The organism is Natrarchaeobius versutus, from assembly GCF_041205745.1.
GTDB classification, from domain to species: domain Archaea; phylum Halobacteriota; class Halobacteria; order Halobacteriales; family Natrialbaceae; genus Natrarchaeobius; species Natrarchaeobius versutus.
The window spans coordinates 1,030,875-1,048,833 of sequence record NZ_JBGFCC010000001.1 but is presented as its reverse complement, the minus strand read 5'-3'; the positions used below and the strand labels follow the sequence as shown (position 1 = coordinate 1,048,833).

The following is a 17,959-nucleotide window of genomic DNA, read 5'->3' as shown; positions in this document are numbered from 1 at the left end:
AATATAATCTGTGGTGTTCACCTCGCCGTGAACACTACGTGCCTCTGACACTTCTGACCCTCGCTGGGCCAATCCGGCCCGAGTGAGGGGACCGCCAAAACGGTCGATTCGGCCCTCTCGTCGTTACTCGAGGGTGGACTTCAGCAAGTAGATCATTTCGACGACTGATACGGTTTACTGTCAGTCATTTCCGGCGCAACCGCGACCGGGGCGGCGGTTACGCCGGCAAATCGTTACAGTAATCCGTATGAGACAGTTCCGTCGATCGCGTGGAGGCGAGCGGATTCCGACGGTGTACACACTCGATTCGGCGGCGCGAACTGATCGATTCATCACGTTCGTCCCGGTACATTCGAGGGAAACAGTACACCTTAAATCGGATTATATGTGTCTATAATACATTTAGTGATTATGGAGTAGTCTCTTATAGGTGTTCTCGCTACCGGTGTGTATGTCACAGCCACACTGCTCGCTATCCGCCGAGCGCCAGCAGGGACTTGCGGACCCGACGGACTCTCGATCGAACTGCGGTGTCGGCGTCGTCATGGACCTCGACGGAGAGACGAGCCACGACGTCGTCGCCGACGGTCTCGAGTTACTCGAAAATCTCGAGCATCGCGGAACGACCGGCGCGGAGAAAGACACCGGCGACGGCGCAGGGATTTTGCTTCAGATTCCGGATGAGTTCTTCCGAGAGACTCTCGAGACTGATCTCCCCGAGACGTACGCGGTCGGTTCTCTCTTCTTCCCACAGGACGACGACGCTCGCGAGGAGCTCGTCGCCGTCGTCGAAGAGACGCTCGAGCGCTACGATCTCGAGGTGCTCGCGTGGCGATCGGTCCCGACGAACAACGACGATTTGGGCGAGACGGCTGTCGACTCCGAACCCGACGTTCACCAGGCGTTCGTCGCGCCCGTCGACGACGTCGAAGGAGACGCGTTCGACCGCCGACTCTACGTTGCCCGTCGAGCGCTCGAGAACGCCGTCGAGAAACGCGCTCGAAGCGACTCCGATACGGAGAGCGTCGACGGCGCGGAGCGCTTCTACGTCGTCTCGCTCGATTCGGAAACCGTCGTCTACAAGGGACTGCTCAAGGGCGTTCAGGTGCCCTCTTACTACCCGGATCTGACCGACGAACGGATCGACTCGAACTTCGTGATGGTCCACGAGCGGTTCTCGACGAACACGCTGGGCGCCTGGCACCTCGCACACCCCTACCGGAACATCATCCACAACGGCGAGTTCAACACCATCCAGGGTAACATCAACTGGATGCGTGCCCGCGAGACGGACCTCGAGAGCGACGTTTTAGAAGACGTCAACGCCGTCAAGCCGGTCATCAACGATCCCGAACAGTCAGACACCGCGAGCGTCGACAACGCCCTCGAGCTCCTGATGCAGGACGGCCGCGACTTAGAACACGCCCTGCGGATGCTCGTTCCCGAGGCGTGGCGCGGGGACGACGCGATGGATCCCGACCGCAAGGACTGGTATGACTTCCACGCGTCGCTCGTCGAGCCGTGGGACGGTCCCGCACTCGTCGCGGCGACCGACGGCGAGCGCGTCGGCGCGGTACTCGACCGCAACGGTCTGCGCCCCTGCCGGTACGACGTGACCACCGACAACCAACTCGTCATGGCCAGCGAGGCCGGCGCGCTCGAGACGCCGCCCGAGGAGATCGACGAGCGCGGTCGCCTCCAGCCTGGTCAGCTGTTTCTCGCCGATCCGAACGAGGGTCGCGTCATCCCGGACGACGAGGTCTTCGACGACCTCACCGACGACCGCTACGGCGAGTGGGTCGCCGAGGAGCAGGTTCGACTCGAGGACGTGATGACGACCGATGAGAGCGCGCCTCGACGGCCCGTCTCCGGGCTTCGCGATCAGCAGACCTCGTTCGGTTACACCCACGACGAACTCGAGAACCTGATCGAACCGATGACCCAGAAGGGCAAGGACCCGGTCGGCTCGATGGGCGACGACACGCCGCTTTCGGTCCTGACCGAGTTCAACCGCCCGCTATTTTCGTACTTCAAACAGCTGTTCGCCCAGGTTACCAACCCGCCGCTGGACTACATCCGCGAGGAGCTCGTCACCTCGATGGAGTCCCGGCTCGGCCACCAGCGCAACCTCCTCGACGAATCGCCCGAACACGCCCGCCAGCTCGTCCTCGAGTCGCCCATCCTGACCGACGCCCAACTCGAGGCGGTTCGGGACTGCTCGGAAAACGGTATCACGGCCGCGACGATCGACATCACCTACGAGCCGACGAGCGACGAGCCGGGTCCGAACCTCGAAACCGCACTCGAACGCGTCCGCGAGGACGTCGTTTCCGCGATCGAAGACGATGGTCACGACGTCATCGTCCTCTCCGATCGCGACGTCGACGAGAGCCGCGTCGCGATCCCGAGCCTGCTCGCGACCGGCGGCGTCCACCACCACCTCGTGCGCAACGGCCTGCGCAACCACGTCGGCCTGGTCGTCGAATCCGCGGACCCGCGTACCGTCCACCACTTCGCGACGTTGGTCGGCTACGGTGCCGGTGCGGTCAACCCGTATCTCGCCTACCAGACGATCGAGGACATCACGGCCGGTCCCGACGGTGCCGACACCGAGGTCGCCATCGACGCCTACGTCGGCGCCCTCGAGGACGGTCTGTTGAAGATCATGGCCAAGATGGGTATCTCGACGGTCGAGAGCTACCAGGGCGCCCAGATCTTCGAGGCGGTCGGGCTCGACTCCGATCTCGTCGCGGAGTACTTCGAGGGAACCGAGAACCGAACCGAGGGGATCGGCCTCGCCGAAATCGAGGCGGACGTCCGCGAGCGCCACGAGAGCGCCTTCGGCGACGACGAACCGGATCTCGAGCGATACGGCGAGTTCGAACACCGCTCCGACGGCATCCACCATCAGTGGAACCCGGCGACGGTCGGCGCGCTTCAGCAGGCGGTCCGGTCGAACGACTACGAACGCTACGGCGAGTTCGCCGAACAGATCAACGAACAACAACAGAACCTCCAGACCCTTCGCGGCCTGCTCGAGTTCGACTCCGAGCGCGAGTCGATCCCGGTAGCGGACGTCGAGCCGATCGAGGAAATCGTTCGGCGATTCTCGACGGCGGCGATGTCGCTTGGCTCGCTCTCGCCCGAAGCCCACGAGAACAACTCGGTCGCGATGAACCGCATCGGGGGGAAGTCGAACTCGGGCGAAGGTGGCGAGCCACCCGAGCGCTTCGGCACCGAGAGGGAGTGTAACGTCAAACAGGTCGCATCCGGCCGATTCGGCGTCACCTCGACGTATCTCTCGAGTGCGGACGAACTCCAGATCAAGATGGCTCAGGGCTCGAAGCCCGGCGAGGGCGGCCACCTCCCCGGCTCGAAGGTCAACGAGATGATCGCCCACGTCCGGAAGTCGACGCCCGGCGTCGGTCTCATCTCCCCACCGCCGCTCCACGACATCTACTCGATCGAGGACTTAAAACAGCTGATCTTCGACCTCAAAGCCGCGAACGAGGAAGCAGACATCAACGTCAAACTCGTCTCCGAGGCGGGGATCGGCACGATCGCGGCGGGCGTCGCGAAGGCAAACGCCGACGTCGTCCACATCTCGGGTCACTCCGGCGGCACCGGCGCTTCGCCCCGGACGTCGATCAAGAGCGCGGGGCTTCCCTGGGAACTCGGCCTCGCCGAGGCCAACCAGATGCTCTGTCAGACCGGTCTACGCGACCGCATCCGCGTCTCGACCGACGGCGGGATGAAGACCGGTCGCGACGTCGCCGTCGCCGCGTTGCTCGGCGCCGAGGAGTACATCTTCGGAACCGCGAGCCTCGTCGCCGAAGGCTGTGTGATGGCCCGTCAGTGTCACAAGAATACCTGTCCGGTCGGCGTCGCCACCCAGCGCGAGGATCTCCGGAAGCGATTCCCCGGCGAGCCCGAACACGTCATCAACTACATGACGTTCATCGCACAGGAACTGCGCGAGATCATGGCCGAACTCGGCTTCGAGACGGTCGACGAGATGGTCGGTCGCGTCGACGTCCTGGCACAACGAGACGACGTCGACCATCCGAAGGCGCGAACCGTCGACCTCTCGGATGTGCTTGCAGACCCCGGAAGCGAGGTCCGCCGGAAGATCCGCGAACAGGACCACGAACTCGAGGACCAACTCGATCGGGACCTGATCGAGGCGGCGGCTGACGCTATCGAGCGCCAGGAGCCGGTCGCGCTCTCGGCCGACGTGACGAACGTCGACCGAACCGTCGGCGCGATGCTCTCGAACCAGATCACCAGCCGGTACGGCGAGCCGGGACTGCCCGAAGACACGATCGCTGTCGACCTCGAGGGAACCGCCGGACAGAGCTTCGGTGCGTTCCTCGCAAGCGGCGTCTCGATGCACTTAGACGGGAGCGCGAACGACTACGTCGGTAAGGGACTCTCAGGGGGCAAACTCACGATCCGGACGCCCGAGGCCGCGACGTACGATCCGACCGAGAACATTGCCATCGGAAACGTCGCCCTCTACGGCGCGACCGGCGGACAACTGTACGTCAACGGCGTCGCTGGCGAGCGATTTGCGGTCCGAAACTCCGGCGCGAAAGCCGTCGTCGAAGGCGTCGGCGATCACGGCTGTGAGTACATGACCGGCGGCGTCGTCGCCGTCCTCGGGGAAACGGGCAAGAACTTCGCCGCAGGAATGAGCGGCGGCGTCGCGTACGTCTACGACCCCGAAGACGAGTTCGAAGCGCGTGCCAACGCCGAGATGGTCTCGCTCCACGACGAGTTAGAGGAAAAAGACGAGCAGATGCTTCGGCGTCTCGTCGAGAACCACGTCGCCTACACCGGATCCGACCGCGGTCAGCGTCTCCTCGAGAACTGGGAACGGGCGCTCGAGGCCTTCGTGAAGGTCATGCCCGACGCCTACTACGAGGCGATCACCGAACAGGGATCCGACGACGTTCGGGGCGAACTCCCCGGCTCGGCAGAAGCGGAACTCGAGGCCGAGTCGACGAACTTCGCGGCGAGCGACGACTGAGACGAACTGCAACGATTTACAACAGACCGTCTGAGGCCGACGGTTACCTTCGATCCGGCGTTTGACGATCGTCGGACTCGCCGTGTTCTGCGGATGAACTAAACGTCATATTGATGTGTCCGTACATTGTCCAACACCGGTAGCTGTCTGATTTTGAACTGTTCTACACGGTCGCTATCGATCCCCGCAGGAAACGTGGCTGAATGGCCAAATCGGACGAATGCGTATTCTATGAGATCATCGCTGGCGAGCGTGAGGCCGACGTTCTCCTCGAGTCCGAGGCGCACCTCTGTTTTGTCGACGCCTACCCGGTCAACGAGGGACACGCACTCGTCGTTCCGAAAGACCACGTACAGTACCTCGAGAACGCGTCCGACGAAGGGATGTTCGAGTTCTTGAAGACGACTCTCGAGGCCGTGAACGATCGATACGAACCCGATTCGACCACCGTCGGCGTGAACAACGGCCCGGAAGCGGGACAGACGATTCCCCACCTCTACTGGTACATCATTCCGCGCTACGAGGGAGACGTTGACAGCCCGACCGGCGGCGTTCGCGGGGCTATCTCCGAGAAACGGACGTACTAATACGATTCGACGTCAGACACGGTGATTCGTCGGCGTTTCCATGGCTCGAGGAGGTCTCGGTTCGGAATCGCAAAACGACAGTAACATCAAAAATTAGTCATAGATGTAGTTTTGATAATTATGCTGGTGGCCGCTTCTTTCTACTCGACTCGCGGCGGCTCGAGGGGCGCACGACTCGAGCATCCCGACCCAGCGACTGGGGATCCGAACGGGGCGTCAGCGACGGTCGCGGCGAGTCCCCTCCGTGTCCGCTCGCCGGTCCCGATCGTCCGGATGCGTCTGCTCGTGGACGTGACGTCGATTGCTCATCTCCTCGTCACTCCGTCGTTTCCCGCCCGTTCGGCGTTCTTCCTGGTCGGTCCCCTCGGTCCAGTCGCCGTGTTCGGCTCGACGACCCCGTTGCTGGTGGCGGAATCCGCCACCGGAGTCGTCTTCGGATTCGATGCGTCCTGCTCGAGTGTACGCCTCGTCGCGCCGCTGACGGGGGCGCTCGTCCCGGCGACCGGGATCGTTTCGACCAGTCGACCTGGGCGATCCGCGTTCGTCGTGGTCGGCTCTGTGTCCGCGCTGTTCGTCGTGGTCGGCTCTGTGTCCGCGCTGTTCGCCGCGGTCGGCCCGGTATTCCCGTCGATCCCGATCGAAGCGATCGGGGTCAGAACGGCGTCTCTGTGACTCGTCTCCGCGCCGGTCCGACTCGCGCCGGCGCTGTCCGCGTCTCCCCGTTTCTTCCCGCCGGGCGCCACGGTCGTCGCCACGACCGTACTCGCGTCGATCGTCCCGTTGCTGTCCTCGTTGCCGGTGTTCGTCCTGTCCTCGTCGCCGGTGTTCGTCCGAGTCTCGTCTGCCCATCTCTTCTCGACCTCGGCCTTCCGGTTCCTGGTAGCCTTCTCCGCGCTGGTGGCGACCGTACGACGGTTGTTCCTGTTCGTATCGGTCGCCGCCGCGGTCGGATCCGTCACCGCGCTGGTCCGATTCGTTCTGGAACCGTCGTCCCTCTCGTCGACCGCGCTGATCCTCGCGGCCTCGCCCTCGTTGTTGGTCGTGGCTTTCGCCCCGCTGTTGGTCGTGGGCTTGGCCCCGCTGTCCGCGCCCTTCGTCACGCTGTTCCCATCCCTCTCGCCGTCGTTCGTCTCCGCCGCGGTCGCGACTTCGGGGCTGACCGCCACCGCGACTCCCGCGCTCTCGAGGCGGCTGCGCCCCTTCGCGTCCGCGTCGATCCCGATCCTGTCGATCGCCCTGTTCTCGTCGTCCTCGAGGGTGCTCTCGTCGCTCATCCCGTGACCGTTCACCTCGGTCGTCGCGGTACTGCCCGGATTCCTCGCGATACTCTCCGGACTCCCGACGGTGTCCACTCGGTTCCTCGCGCCTCCGCCCGATCTCTTCGGGGCGTCTGCCGGCGTCGAACTGCTGGTTCCAGTCGGATCGATCCCGGTATTGGGGGGCGTCGGCGTGTCGCTCCCGTCCGCGGTTCTCCCGGTTGCGGCCCCCTTCGGGGCGGTCGTGACCGCCTTGGTGTCGTCTACGCGACTCGTCACTTCGGGGCTCCTGGCGCTCGCGCCGGTTTGCGTATCCGGCGTCGCCTTCCCGGCGCGACGGCTCTCGACGGGCTTGGCCGCCGTACTCGAGGTTCGCCACCTCTCGAGCGTCCGTTTCGAACCCACTTCGATGCGACTCCTGGCGACCGTTGCTGGTGTCGGATTCTCGTTCCGGGTCCCGTTCGTACTGGTCCGTCGCGGGCTCCCGGTCGAATTCGTCGTCCTCTCGCCCCCGTCTTCGACGTTCTGTACTCCGCCCGCGTCGTCGCTCTTCGTTTCGGTCGTTCATGGTGGTCTGGAGTGGTCGGTCGATCGATCGTCTCGTCGAGTCGGTTCGATACTGCCCTTCGGGGCGGCCTATGGCGAACCAGCAGTTAAATCCAGAGCGTGAGTGAGCGCGCACGACGAACCATGGTCTCGAAAAAATGCAGGCCAGCGCCTCGGGCCGTCAGAACGTCTTCGATTTTCGTGGCCGAACGGCCAGACACGTCGCAAGCTTCGCGAAACCGACGGCTTCGATCGGTAATGGGCCCTTGCCGGGATCTCACACTACCTGATCTGAAGCGTTCACACGCAACATACTTTAGCGTGAGCCAGAAACCAAACTGGCGTATGTCCGACGGAGAGTTCGAGGAGTACGGCGGTAGACACGTACCAGATCCGCTCGAGGGGCCACTCGACGAGCTCGCAACAGCGTACGACGAGGTCGGGACGACCGACGCGTTCGAGACCGAGTTCCGGACCCACCTGGAGGAGTTCGCCGGCCGGCCGACCCCGCTGTATTACGCGAGTAACCTGAGCGACCGCTACGGCGCCGACATCTACTTGAAGCGCGAAGATCTGCTCCACGGCGGCGCCCACAAGATCAACAACTGTCTCGGGCAGGCGTTGCTGGCGAAACGGGCGGGCCGGAACCGACTCATCGCCGAGACGGGCGCGGGCCAACACGGGACTGCGACTGCGATGGTCGGTGCCCTGCTCGGTCTCGAGACGGAGATCTACATGGGCAAGAAAGACGTCGAGCGCCAGGAGATGAACGTCTTCAGGATGCGCCTGATGGGGGCCGAAGTCAACGAGGTGACTAGTGGCGGGCAGGGGCTCGCCGACGCCGTCGACGCCGCACTCGAGGACTTCGCACAGAACGTCGACGACACGCACTATCTGGTGGGAAGCGTCGTCGGCCCCGACCCGTTCCCGCGGATGGTCAGAAACTTCCAGTCGGTCATCGGCCGGGAAGCCCGCGAGCAGTTCCGCGAGCGGACGGGCGACCTTCCCGACGCGGCCGTCGCCTGCGTCGGCGGCGGCTCGAACGCGATTGGCCTCTTTCACGCGTTTCGCGAGGACGACGTCGACTTTTTCGGCGCGGAAGGCGGCGGCGAAGGTGCCGAGTCGAAGCGCCACGCCGCGCCGCTTGCGAGCGGAACGGACGACGTCATCCACGGCATGAAGACGCGAGTCATCGACGACGACGTCGAGGTCCACTCGGTATCGGCCGGTCTCGACTACCCAGGTGTCGGCCCCGAACACGCCATGTACCGCGCAGTCGGTCGCTGTGAGTACACCGGCGTCACCGACGAGGAGGCCCTCGCCGCCTTCCGGGAACTAAGCGAAACCGAGGGGATCATCCCCGCACTCGAGTCCAGTCACGGGATCGCTCGAGCGATCCAGCTGGCCGAGAACGGCGACCACGACACCATCCTCGTGAACCTCTCTGGGCGAGGGGACAAAGATATGGAGACCGCGGCGACGAAGTTCGAGCTCTGATCCCGGTCACGCGCCCAATAGCCAGCCTGGCGGACGACGGCATAGGCGGGCTTACAACCACTCTCGAACTCGAGCAGCGAGTTCGTTCCCCTCGTCGGCCGCGAGACGGCCCCGCGGCAGCGACAGCGAGACGTCGTCCTCGTCGAACCTCGGAATCAGGTGAACGTGTGCGTGGTCGACGGTGCCGATCAGCGGCCCGCTGGTGTGAAAGAGGCTGAACCCGTCTGGCTCGAACGCCCTCTCGAGCGCCGCCGAGACCGCATCGACCGTTCGGAACACCGCGTCGGCGGTTTCGGCGTCGCTCGCCAGGAGTTCCTCTACGTGATCGCGCGGAACGACCAGCGTGTGCCCGGTCGCGGCCGGCCGCCGATCGAAGAACGCCACGGTCCGCTCGTCCTCGTAGAGCACGTGATCCGGCCCGTCGCCGGCGGCGATTCGACAGAACGGACAGTCGTCGTCCATACCGAACACTTCCCTCGAACCGACATATGAGCGTTGTGGCAGGACCGTCGGTTCGGCCGAGCGGACTCGATCGTCGAGGGATTAGAGGAATCCAGACGAGTCCTGGAGCGAACGGTAGGCGGAGAGATACCGGTCACGGACGGCGTCCCTGTCGTACTCCGCGAACGTCTCGTCGTAGTCGCGACGCTCGAGGTCTCCCGCCGCGAGGATGGCGTCGGCGAGTTCCTCCTCGCTGGTCGTCCGAAAGCCCCGGTCCCAGCCTTCGACGAGTTCGTGGGCGCTCGAGGCGGTGTGGTACTCGACGAGGCCGATACAGCCCGAGGCCAGTGCCCACAGCATCTCCGTCGGAAACACGCAGTGTTCGGCCGTCTGGGCGAAGACGTGTGCGCCACGGTAGGTGGCGATCCGTTCTTCGAGCGGCAGGTCGCCGGCGAAGGTGATCCGCTCGTCGATCCGGAGATCGCTCGCGAGCCGTTCGTACACCGGACGCTCGGGGCCGTCGCCGACAACGGTTACTCGCCAGTCTCGACCCCGGAGTTCGGCGAGCCCGAGAAACAGGCTCTCGAGGTTGGCTTCCTCGTCGAGTCGGCGGGCGTAGGCCACGTCGACGGAGTCGTCCGGCTCGGTCTCTCGAATTCGATCGAGATCGACCGGGTCCGGGACGACCGAGATAACTTTGCTCCCGATGCCCAGTTCCCGGACCCAGGTCGCCACCATCTCGGAGGGCGTCACGATCCGGTCAGCCCACCGGCCCGCTCGGCGGTTCCACCAGGTGTTCTCGATGCCGCCGTCTCCGTGCCACTCGAGAAACGTGGGTGCACCCGCCAGCTTACCGCCGAGGCTGGCCGAAACCACCTGTTCCGGTGGATTCGCACCTGCGTGAACGACGTCGGGATCGAACGACGTGATCGCGCCGGGTAGACGTGCGAGAAACGACCATTTCGACTCGAGTCCCGACGAGAGGCCGTGATACGTCACGTCGTCGCGCTCGAACGTTGGCACGTCGGCCTCCCAGAACCGTGCACAGAATACGTGGACGTCGTGATCCCGTTCGTCCAGTAACTCGAGGACCGAGTGGAGTCGTCGGTTCGCCTCGGAATCCCGGTGGTGTACGGTCTCGAACGAGACGAACGCGACGCGCATATGCAAGCGGGACGCAACGATGGGATAAAAAGTCACTTCTTTCGGTCGGTTCCACGTCACGACCGACTCGAGGATAGTCACAACTGAATCGATTTGTACACCGCTCACAGTCAGCGCCTGAAGACCGACCGAACGGACTGGTCTTCGGGCGGATTATCGTGAGCGGGTGTACAAGCCATTCAGTGGCTTCTATCGGTGGTCACCGGCCGACTCTGTTACATCCACGGACGGATCGTGGATGTGCCCTCGAGCCGACGATGCTGTTGAGGGCTGGATCAACCAGATTACTCGTCACCATTCGACGGTTTCTCGTCCTTATCGTCCTTGTCGTCTTTGTCGTCCTTATCGGACTTCTGATCCTTGTCGTCTTTGTCGTCTTTGTCGTCCTTATCGGACTTCTTTTCATCCGTCTCGTCAATCAGAAGGGCCGCTTCCTCGTCATTATAGGCGTCGGGTTTCTTCTCTTTATGATCGTTATCAGCCTTCTCGTCATCAACCTCATCGATCAGCAGAGTCGCCTCTTCGTCATCGTAATGGTCCCCCTTCTTATCATTCTGGTATTTATCGTCTTTGTCGTTCTTGTCTCCTTTATCGAGCTTCTTTTCATCCGTCTCCTCGATCAGAAGAGCCGCTTTCTCGTCACCGTCGTCATCGGGTTTCTCAGCCTTCTGGTCTTTGTCGTCTTTCTCGACCGTGTCGGGTTCCTTATCATTCCCGTCGTCGGCCTCGTCGATCAGAAGAGCCGCTTTCTCGACATCGTCGTCTTTCTCAGCCTTCTCGTCGTGATCTTTGTCGGGCTTTTCAGCCTTCTCATCGTCGACCTCGTCGACCAGAAGTACCGCTTTCTCACCATCGTCGTCTTTCTCAGCCTTCTCGTCGTGATCTTTGTCGGGCTTTTCAGCCTTCTCATCGTCGACCTCGTCGACCAGAAGTAGCGCTTCCTCATCATCGCCGTCTTTCTCAGCTTTCTGCGCTTTTTGGTCTTTGTCGTCGTCTTCGTCGGGTTTCTCAACCGTTTCGTCGTAATCTTTGTCGTTGGTCGGACCGGTCGATGCAACCGCATCACCGGCCTTCTCATCGACGCCGCTGTTCTCGAGGTGGGCACTCGTCAGCACGGAGATCGTCCCGTCGCCACTCGAACCACACTCGAGGGTGACTTCGGTGTGGTCTAGGGAAACGTCCTCACCGTTGGCGCTCGCAGAGAGTTCGTAGGTGCCGTCGTCGACGCCAACGAACGTCACGGTCTCATCCGCGGGAACCAACGTGGTGAGGCTGTAGGTCGATTCTGACGCAGAATCACTCGTGGACTCGGCCTGGACGTGTGTCTCGAGTGATCCGTCACTCTGTATCTGTATCGCCGACTGGTCGCCGGACCAGTGGAGCGTCAGTTCGACCGGTTCGCCGTTCGGGTTCTCGATCGAGAGGTGGTTCGCCTCCTCGTCGCAGTGATCGGTGACGACGAGTTCGTCGTACTGGTTCCGGTCGGTATCGGTCGAACCAGCCATAGCGCCACTCGAGGCGACGGTCATTCCGACGACGACTGCGATGATGAGGACGATCGTCATCCACGATTTCGCCGACGTCGGTCGTACTGTTCCCCAGTTCGTACTCGGTGTCTTGCTGTCTCTCATATCGTATACAGCGCGAGACCACATGCGTCTTCGACTCTTTGTTATGGACGTCAGACAGCTGATGACTTTCGGTCGACCAGTAATCGATTCGTGCGGCATGCTTTCATATCTATTCGGGAGAAACGAAGGGGTGTCTAAGCTCGTATTGGCGGTCGTGTAACAGTAACTCGAAGCTACCGGTGGCGTTTCGAGAGGCCGAACGGGCTCGAAACCAGGTAGTAAGCTCGGTTCAACGGCCAATTCACTGGTGCCGAAGCCGACACGATATTCCTGGGTGTGTGATATTGATCGTTACTACCAGTCCGTCCACCCGCCACGTACCGGGTCGTCGAAATCCAAACGACTACTGAGCCGGACCGTGTGTTCCCGGTATGGTCTCGTACGACATCGAGCGCTATCTCAACATTCGAAGCGCCTACGGCGCGTCGTTCGGTCCCGACGGCGACCGCCTCTCGTTTCTGATGGATACGACCGGCACGTCCCAGGTCTGGACGCTCCAGGGTTCACAAGAGTGGCCCGAACAGCGAACGTTCTACGACGAACGGGTGACGTTTGCGACGTGGTCGCCCGAGCGTCCCGAACTGATCTTCGGGATGGACGAAGGCGGCAACGAACGGGCACAACTGTTCAGCCTCGACGCCGAAACCGGAGCGATCGAGAACCTGACGGCGATGCCCGACGCCAAACATCGGTGGGGCGGATTCAGCCACGACGGCGAACGATTCGCGTTCACCTCGAACCGCCGTGAGGAGTCCGTTTTCGACGTCTACGTCCAGGGTCGAGACGAAACCGGCGACGACGCTCGACTGGTCTACGAGGGAGAAGGCTGGCTCTCGCTCGCCGGTTGGAGCCCGGACGACTCGCGTCTGCTCGTGTCGCAGGCGTACTCGAACTTCGATCAGGACCTGTACATTCTCGACCTCGAGACCGAGGAACTTGACCACCTCACTCCCCACGAGGGCGACGTCCGCTACCAGAGCGCGAGCTGGGCACCTGACGGCGAAGGTATCTACCTCGTCACAGATCACGGGGACGCGGATACCCTCTATCTCGCCTACCTCGACGTAGCAACCGGCAATCTCGAGACGGTTACCGATGGCGATGGCTGGAACGTCGACGGCATCGCGCTGGACGACGAAACCGGTCGATTCGTCTACTCCCAGAACGTCGAGGGATACACCGAGTTGACCGTCGGCGAGCTCGACGACGAGGTGCCGACCGCGTTCGAGACGTTCCCCCAACCCGATCTGCCGGGTGGCGTCGCCGGCGGGGTGAGCTTCGGAGCCGACGCCGAACGCTTCGCGGTGTCGACCAGCGGCGATTCGGTGAACACGAACGTCTTCGTCGTCGACATCGAGGAACGACGTTCCGCCGGCAGTGCGACGGGCTCACACGACGCCGAGACCGGCGAAGCCGAACGGTGGACCGCCGCACCAACGGCGGGTATCCCACGGGAGACGTTCGACCAGTCCGAACTCGTTCACGTCGAGAGCTTCGACTCGCTGGCGGTTCCCGGCTTCCTCACGCTTCCGAGCGACGCGGCCGAAACGGGCGAACCCGAACACGAGAACGGCGCTCCGGTCATCGTCGACATCCACGGCGGCCCCGAGAGCCAGCGCCGACCGTCTTTCTCTTCCGTCAAGCAGTACTTCGTCGATCGCGGGTACGCGTACTTCGAGCCGAACGTCCGTGGTTCCGCGGGGTACGGCGCTGACTACGCCTCCTTGGACGACGTCGAGAAGCGAATGGATTCCGTCGCCGATATCGAGGCCTGCGTCGAGTGGCTCCAGGACCATCCCGCGGTCGACCCCGACCGAATCGCCGCGAAAGGCGGCTCCTACGGTGGATTCATGGTACTGGCGGCGCTGACGGAGTACCCCGACCTCTGGGCCGCGGGAATCGACGTCGTTGGCATCGCGAACTTCGTCACGTTCCTCGAGAACACCGGCGACTGGCGTCGGGAACTCCGTGAAGCGGAGTACGGTTCGCTCGAGGACGACCGCGAGTTCCTCGAGGAGATTTCGCCGACGAACAACGTCGGGAACATCGAGGCGCCGCTTTTCGTCCTCCACGGCGAGAACGATCCACGGGTGCCGGTCGGCGAGGCAGAACAGATCGCCGAACAGGCAAAAGAGCAGGGTGTCCCCGTCCGGAAGCTGATCTTCGACGACGAAGGCCACGGCTTCTCGAAACTCGAAAATCGCATCGAAGCCTACTCCGCAATCGCTGATTTCCTCGACGAACACGTTTAATATATGGCGTGGCGGGGGCGATTTAGTCGCAATGGACATCGCTGGAAACGCGAGAAGTGAACGCGACCGACTCGACACCCGTCCTCCGGGAGGACCGACCCGATGATCGACCTCTCGTACCCGCCGGTTCGGATCGTCGTAGCGAGCGGATTCGGGTGGCTCCTACTCGTCACCGTCCTCTCGAGTGGGTATCTCCCGTTCGTCGTCCGCGACGCGGAGGGTGAGACGATCGTCGAGCGCATCCAGGGAATTGCGGGCCTCTACTCGGTGCTCTGGGTCGGCGCCGGTGTCGCGTTGCTCGGGTACGGCATTTTTACCCTTCCGAGCGGGCCGAGACACGCGGTGGCGTTCGTGGGATCGCTCGCAGTTGCGGGCGTCGTTCTCGGTTCCGCTCACGTGGTCGTCCTCTCGGCGTTTGGTCTGCTCGAGTATGCGGGTCTCGAGTCGCCGCGGGATGCGGTTCGGTCCGTACTGCTCCAGGGATCTGTCTGGTTCGGTGGCGCTGCACTCGCTCTCGTCGCACTGGGGACCGCGCCGCTTGCCGCCGTCTGTCTCGTCGCCCTCGGTGTCGTCACCTTTCACGCCGCAGGTCCGTTGCTCACCGAGTGGACGACCGAGACGACGGAACTTCCGTCGGACCTCGAGCGTCGATTACGGGCGCTTTCGGCCGAGACGGGGTTCGGCGAGGTCCGATTTCGCGTCATGAGCAGGGTGTCGAACTCGAACGCGATGGTGAGCGGAATTCTCCCGGGCAGGCGGGCGATTTACGTCACCGAAGCCGCCATCGAAACCCTCTCCGAACGCGAACTCGAGTCGATCGTCGCGCACGAACTCGGTCATCTGAACAACGGCCACCTGCGCCGGCAGGCGCTGGGGTCGGCGGTGTGCTGGAGTGGATACGCGCTCGCTACTGCGACACTCCTCCGTGTGAGCGTGTGGGCTCCGCTCTTCTTTCTCGCCACGATTCTCGTCGTGGTCTACAACAGCAATCGTGCCATCGACCACGAGTTCGAGGCCGACGCCTTCGCGGCCGCGGTGACGTCCCCGACCGAGACGGCGAACACGGTAGAACGACTCTACGAGCTAGATCTGGTTCCGAAACGACACGGTGGAATGACCGAACTCTTCTACGAATATCCGTCTCTCGAGCGACGGCTCGACGCCCTCGAGGAACGTCCTTCCCCGCAATCTGTTCGCGACGGTTCCCGACCGTGTAGTTCAGACGAACACGTTTAACTCGAGGACTGTCTTACCGGTCAGTATGCGCTGGCGGCGAGCCGTCGGAGGACTGACGATCGCGGTGGTCGTCGTCGCCCTCTTGATGTATAGCGTCGGCTGGAGCGAGGTCGTCGCGAACGTTCGGACGGCCCATCCGGTCGCGCTCACGCTCGCGGTCGTCGCCGGATTCGTGATGCTCGCGCTTCGCGGGTTGTTGCTCAGGCGGTTGCTCGAGCCGGTTTCGGGGAGCGCCCGCGGCATCGCCTTTGGATCGGCGTTCCTCTCGGGATACTTCGCGAGGAGCGCCCTCCCCTGGGGTCGGTCGACGGGAACGCCGATCACTGCGTACTTGCTTTCGGCGAACTCCGACTCGGAGTTCGAAGACAACCTCGCGGCCGTCGCGGCCACGGAGGGATTCAACGTACTCGGAAGTTTGATCGTCGCCGTGTTCGGCTTCGTCGCGTACGCGGCGATGACCGGCGCCACGGCGAACCCGGTCACTCGGAGCATCGCAGTCGCCGGCGGCGGCGGGCTGGTCGTTGCGGGCGTGATCGTCGTCGTCTTCCACCAGGGTGTCGCACGAACCGTTTCCTTACACGTCGCCCAGACCCTCGAAGCGGCGGTCGGTCGCGTCCCCAGGCTCGGGGACGTGCGAGGAACGCTCACCGGTCGGATCGAGGGCTTTTTCGCCACGCTCGAGACGATTCAGGCGTCTCGCCGGACGCTGGCGGTGGCGTTCGGGATTACGACCGTCGGATGGGTGTTCAACGCGTTGCCGCTTTACTTCAGCTTACTCGCACTCGGCGTCGACGTCCCGCTCGCGCTGGTGCTCGTCTGTGCGCCGCTCGCTTCCTTCGGCGGGGTGGTTCCCCTGCCGGGCGGGAGCGGCGGGATCGAAGTCGTCCTCGCGAGCCTGCTCGTCGCGACCGCGGGCGTCTCCGGTGGCGTCGCGACCGCCGCGGCGATTCTCTATCGGCTGACGACCTACTGGACGCACCTCGCGATCGCCGGCTGTGGAGCCGCCGCGGCGTCCGTCGCGGGGACCCAGCGCGTTCGAACCTGACGGTAGTCTCCAGAGAACTCGCTCGAAGACGAGGAGAGGGCACGTCTCAGCCGATGACGCCGGTCTTCGTCGCGACCTCTCGGGCCGCGCGTTCGTTCATCCCGTCGCCGAGGATCGTGTAGCGATCCCGGATCTCGTGGCAAGTGGTCAGGGCCTCGATCACCGTGTCGTCGTCGATGCCGAGTTCGCCGGCGGTCGTCGGCGCGTCGATGCTCGAGAGCGCATCGCGGATGTCCCGCCAGAAGCCACGCTCGCCGCCGTGAAGGTAGGCAGTCATGATCGAGCCGACCCCGACCTGGTGGCCGTGTAAGGCGGCGTCGGGTGCGAGCCGATCGAGTTGGTGGGAAAAGAGGTGTTCCGCCCCGCTAGCAGGCCGCGAGGAGCCCGCGATGCTCATCGCGACGCCCGAGGAGACCAGCGCCTTGGTGACGATCCAGGCCGACTCCTCGAGGCCGGGACGGACGAGATCGGCGTTGTCGACGAGGATTTCGGCGGTCATCTCCGAGAGCGCGGCGGCGTACTCGGAGTACTCGACGTCTTTGAGTCGCCTCGCGAGGCGCCAGTCCATCACCGCGGTGTAGTTCGAGATGATGTCGGCACAGCCGGCGGTCGTCAGCTCCCACGGCGCGTTGGCCAAGATTTCGGTGTCCGCGACGACGCCTAGGGGCGGTTCGGCGGCGACGCTGTGGCGGGTGTTGCCGTCGGGAACGGAACCACGATTACTGACGATACCGTCGTGGCTCGCCGCGGTCGGAACCGAGAGAAACCCGATTCCGAGGTGTTCGCTCGCCATCTTCGCGATGTCGATCGCCTTCCCGCCGCCGACACCGACGAGATACGAGACGTCCTCTCCCTCTGCGGCCTCGATTACCGACTCGACGGAGTCGAACGTGGCCGATTCGACCGTCACGGTTATGGGGTCCGTTCCCGCCGCTTCGAAGTCGGTGGCGATCGAGTTCGTCACGACTTCCCGCGGCGTCGGACTCGTCACGAGCAACGGCCGCCCTTGCAGGTGGAGATCGTCGACCGTGTCGACGACCGCCGACCGAACGCCGTGGCCGACGACGACGTTTCGCGGCAGTCGTATCCACTTCGATTTCTCGAACATACGTGGGGTGACACACTCGCGAACCATACGTGTTTATCCGCTCGCCCGAGACCGGCTAACGGGGATCGGCGGAAACCAGAATAGCCCTTAGACCGGTAGAAATGTATGATTTATGCCTATGTGGAATAACTGTACTAAGATAGCCGTAGCCCTCGAAGGGGTTCGAT

At 63.3% G+C, this 17,959-nt stretch carries 11 protein-coding genes; 6 read left to right on the top strand and 5 right to left on the bottom strand.

Annotated elements, in window-relative coordinates; translation table 11 throughout:
• The first annotated feature begins 451 nt into the window (after window positions 1-451).
• Window positions 452-5,029: a glutamate synthase large subunit gene (gene gltB, locus AB7C87_RS05015; protein ID WP_369728299.1), complete on the top strand. Its 4,578-nt coding sequence runs from the start codon at window positions 452-454 to the stop codon at window positions 5,027-5,029.
• 203 nt (window positions 5,030-5,232) lie between these two features.
• Window positions 5,233-5,616, top strand: coding sequence for an HIT family protein (locus tag AB7C87_RS05010; protein ID WP_369728298.1), 384 nt, complete (start codon window positions 5,233-5,235; stop codon window positions 5,614-5,616).
• 305 nt (window positions 5,617-5,921) lie between these two features.
• Here AB7C87_RS05010 and AB7C87_RS05005 read toward each other — a convergent pair whose 3' ends face one another.
• Window positions 5,922-7,277 carry a hypothetical protein gene (locus AB7C87_RS05005; protein ID WP_369728297.1) on the bottom strand — a complete coding sequence of 452 codons (1,356 nt, stop codon included), beginning with the start codon at window positions 7,275-7,277 and terminating at the stop codon, window positions 5,922-5,924.
• A 486-nt stretch (window positions 7,278-7,763) separates the two neighbouring features.
• On the opposite strand from AB7C87_RS05005, the gene trpB reads away from it, so the two are divergent.
• A complete protein-coding gene (gene trpB / locus AB7C87_RS05000) occupies window positions 7,764-8,915 on the top strand; it encodes a tryptophan synthase subunit beta (protein ID WP_369728296.1) in 1,152 nt (383 codons plus the stop codon).
• A 51-nt stretch (window positions 8,916-8,966) separates the two neighbouring features.
• Here trpB and AB7C87_RS04995 read toward each other — a convergent pair whose 3' ends face one another.
• The 3 genes from AB7C87_RS04995 to AB7C87_RS04985 all read right to left on the bottom strand — a co-directional run bounded on the left by AB7C87_RS04995 (window position 8,967) and on the right by AB7C87_RS04985 (window position 12,085).
• Complete coding sequence (locus tag AB7C87_RS04995) at window positions 8,967-9,377, bottom strand: HIT family protein (protein ID WP_369728295.1); 411 nt, start codon at window positions 9,375-9,377, stop codon at window positions 8,967-8,969.
• 81 nt (window positions 9,378-9,458) lie between these two features.
• A complete protein-coding gene (locus AB7C87_RS04990) occupies window positions 9,459-10,520 on the bottom strand; it encodes a glycosyltransferase family 4 protein (RefSeq protein ID WP_369728294.1) in 1,062 nt (353 codons plus the stop codon).
• Window positions 10,521-10,804: 284 nt separating this feature from the next.
• Window positions 10,805-12,085 carry a hypothetical protein gene (locus AB7C87_RS04985; RefSeq protein ID WP_369728293.1) on the bottom strand — a complete coding sequence of 427 codons (1,281 nt, stop codon included), beginning with the start codon at window positions 12,083-12,085 and terminating at the stop codon, window positions 10,805-10,807.
• A gap of 437 nt (window positions 12,086-12,522) precedes the next feature.
• Between AB7C87_RS04985 and AB7C87_RS04980 the strand changes: the two genes are divergently transcribed.
• The 3 genes from AB7C87_RS04980 to AB7C87_RS04970 all read left to right on the top strand — a co-directional run bounded on the left by AB7C87_RS04980 (window position 12,523) and on the right by AB7C87_RS04970 (window position 16,684).
• Complete coding sequence (locus AB7C87_RS04980) at window positions 12,523-14,403, top strand: S9 family peptidase (protein WP_369728292.1); 1,881 nt, start codon at window positions 12,523-12,525, stop codon at window positions 14,401-14,403.
• Between the two features lie 102 nt (window positions 14,404-14,505).
• The gene (locus AB7C87_RS04975; RefSeq protein WP_369728291.1) at window positions 14,506-15,639 is read left to right on the top strand and encodes a M48 family metallopeptidase; all 1,134 of its coding nucleotides are present in this window, start codon (window positions 14,506-14,508) and stop codon (window positions 15,637-15,639) included.
• A 25-nt stretch (window positions 15,640-15,664) separates the two neighbouring features.
• Complete coding sequence (locus AB7C87_RS04970; protein ID WP_369728290.1) at window positions 15,665-16,684, top strand: lysylphosphatidylglycerol synthase transmembrane domain-containing protein; 1,020 nt, start codon at window positions 15,665-15,667, stop codon at window positions 16,682-16,684.
• A 46-nt stretch (window positions 16,685-16,730) separates the two neighbouring features.
• Here the strand turns inward: AB7C87_RS04970 and AB7C87_RS04965 are convergent, their stop codons facing one another.
• The gene (locus AB7C87_RS04965) at window positions 16,731-17,792 is read right to left on the bottom strand and encodes an NAD(P)-dependent glycerol-1-phosphate dehydrogenase (protein ID WP_369728289.1); all 1,062 of its coding nucleotides are present in this window, start codon (window positions 17,790-17,792) and stop codon (window positions 16,731-16,733) included.
• Window positions 17,793-17,959 lie beyond the last annotated feature (167 nt).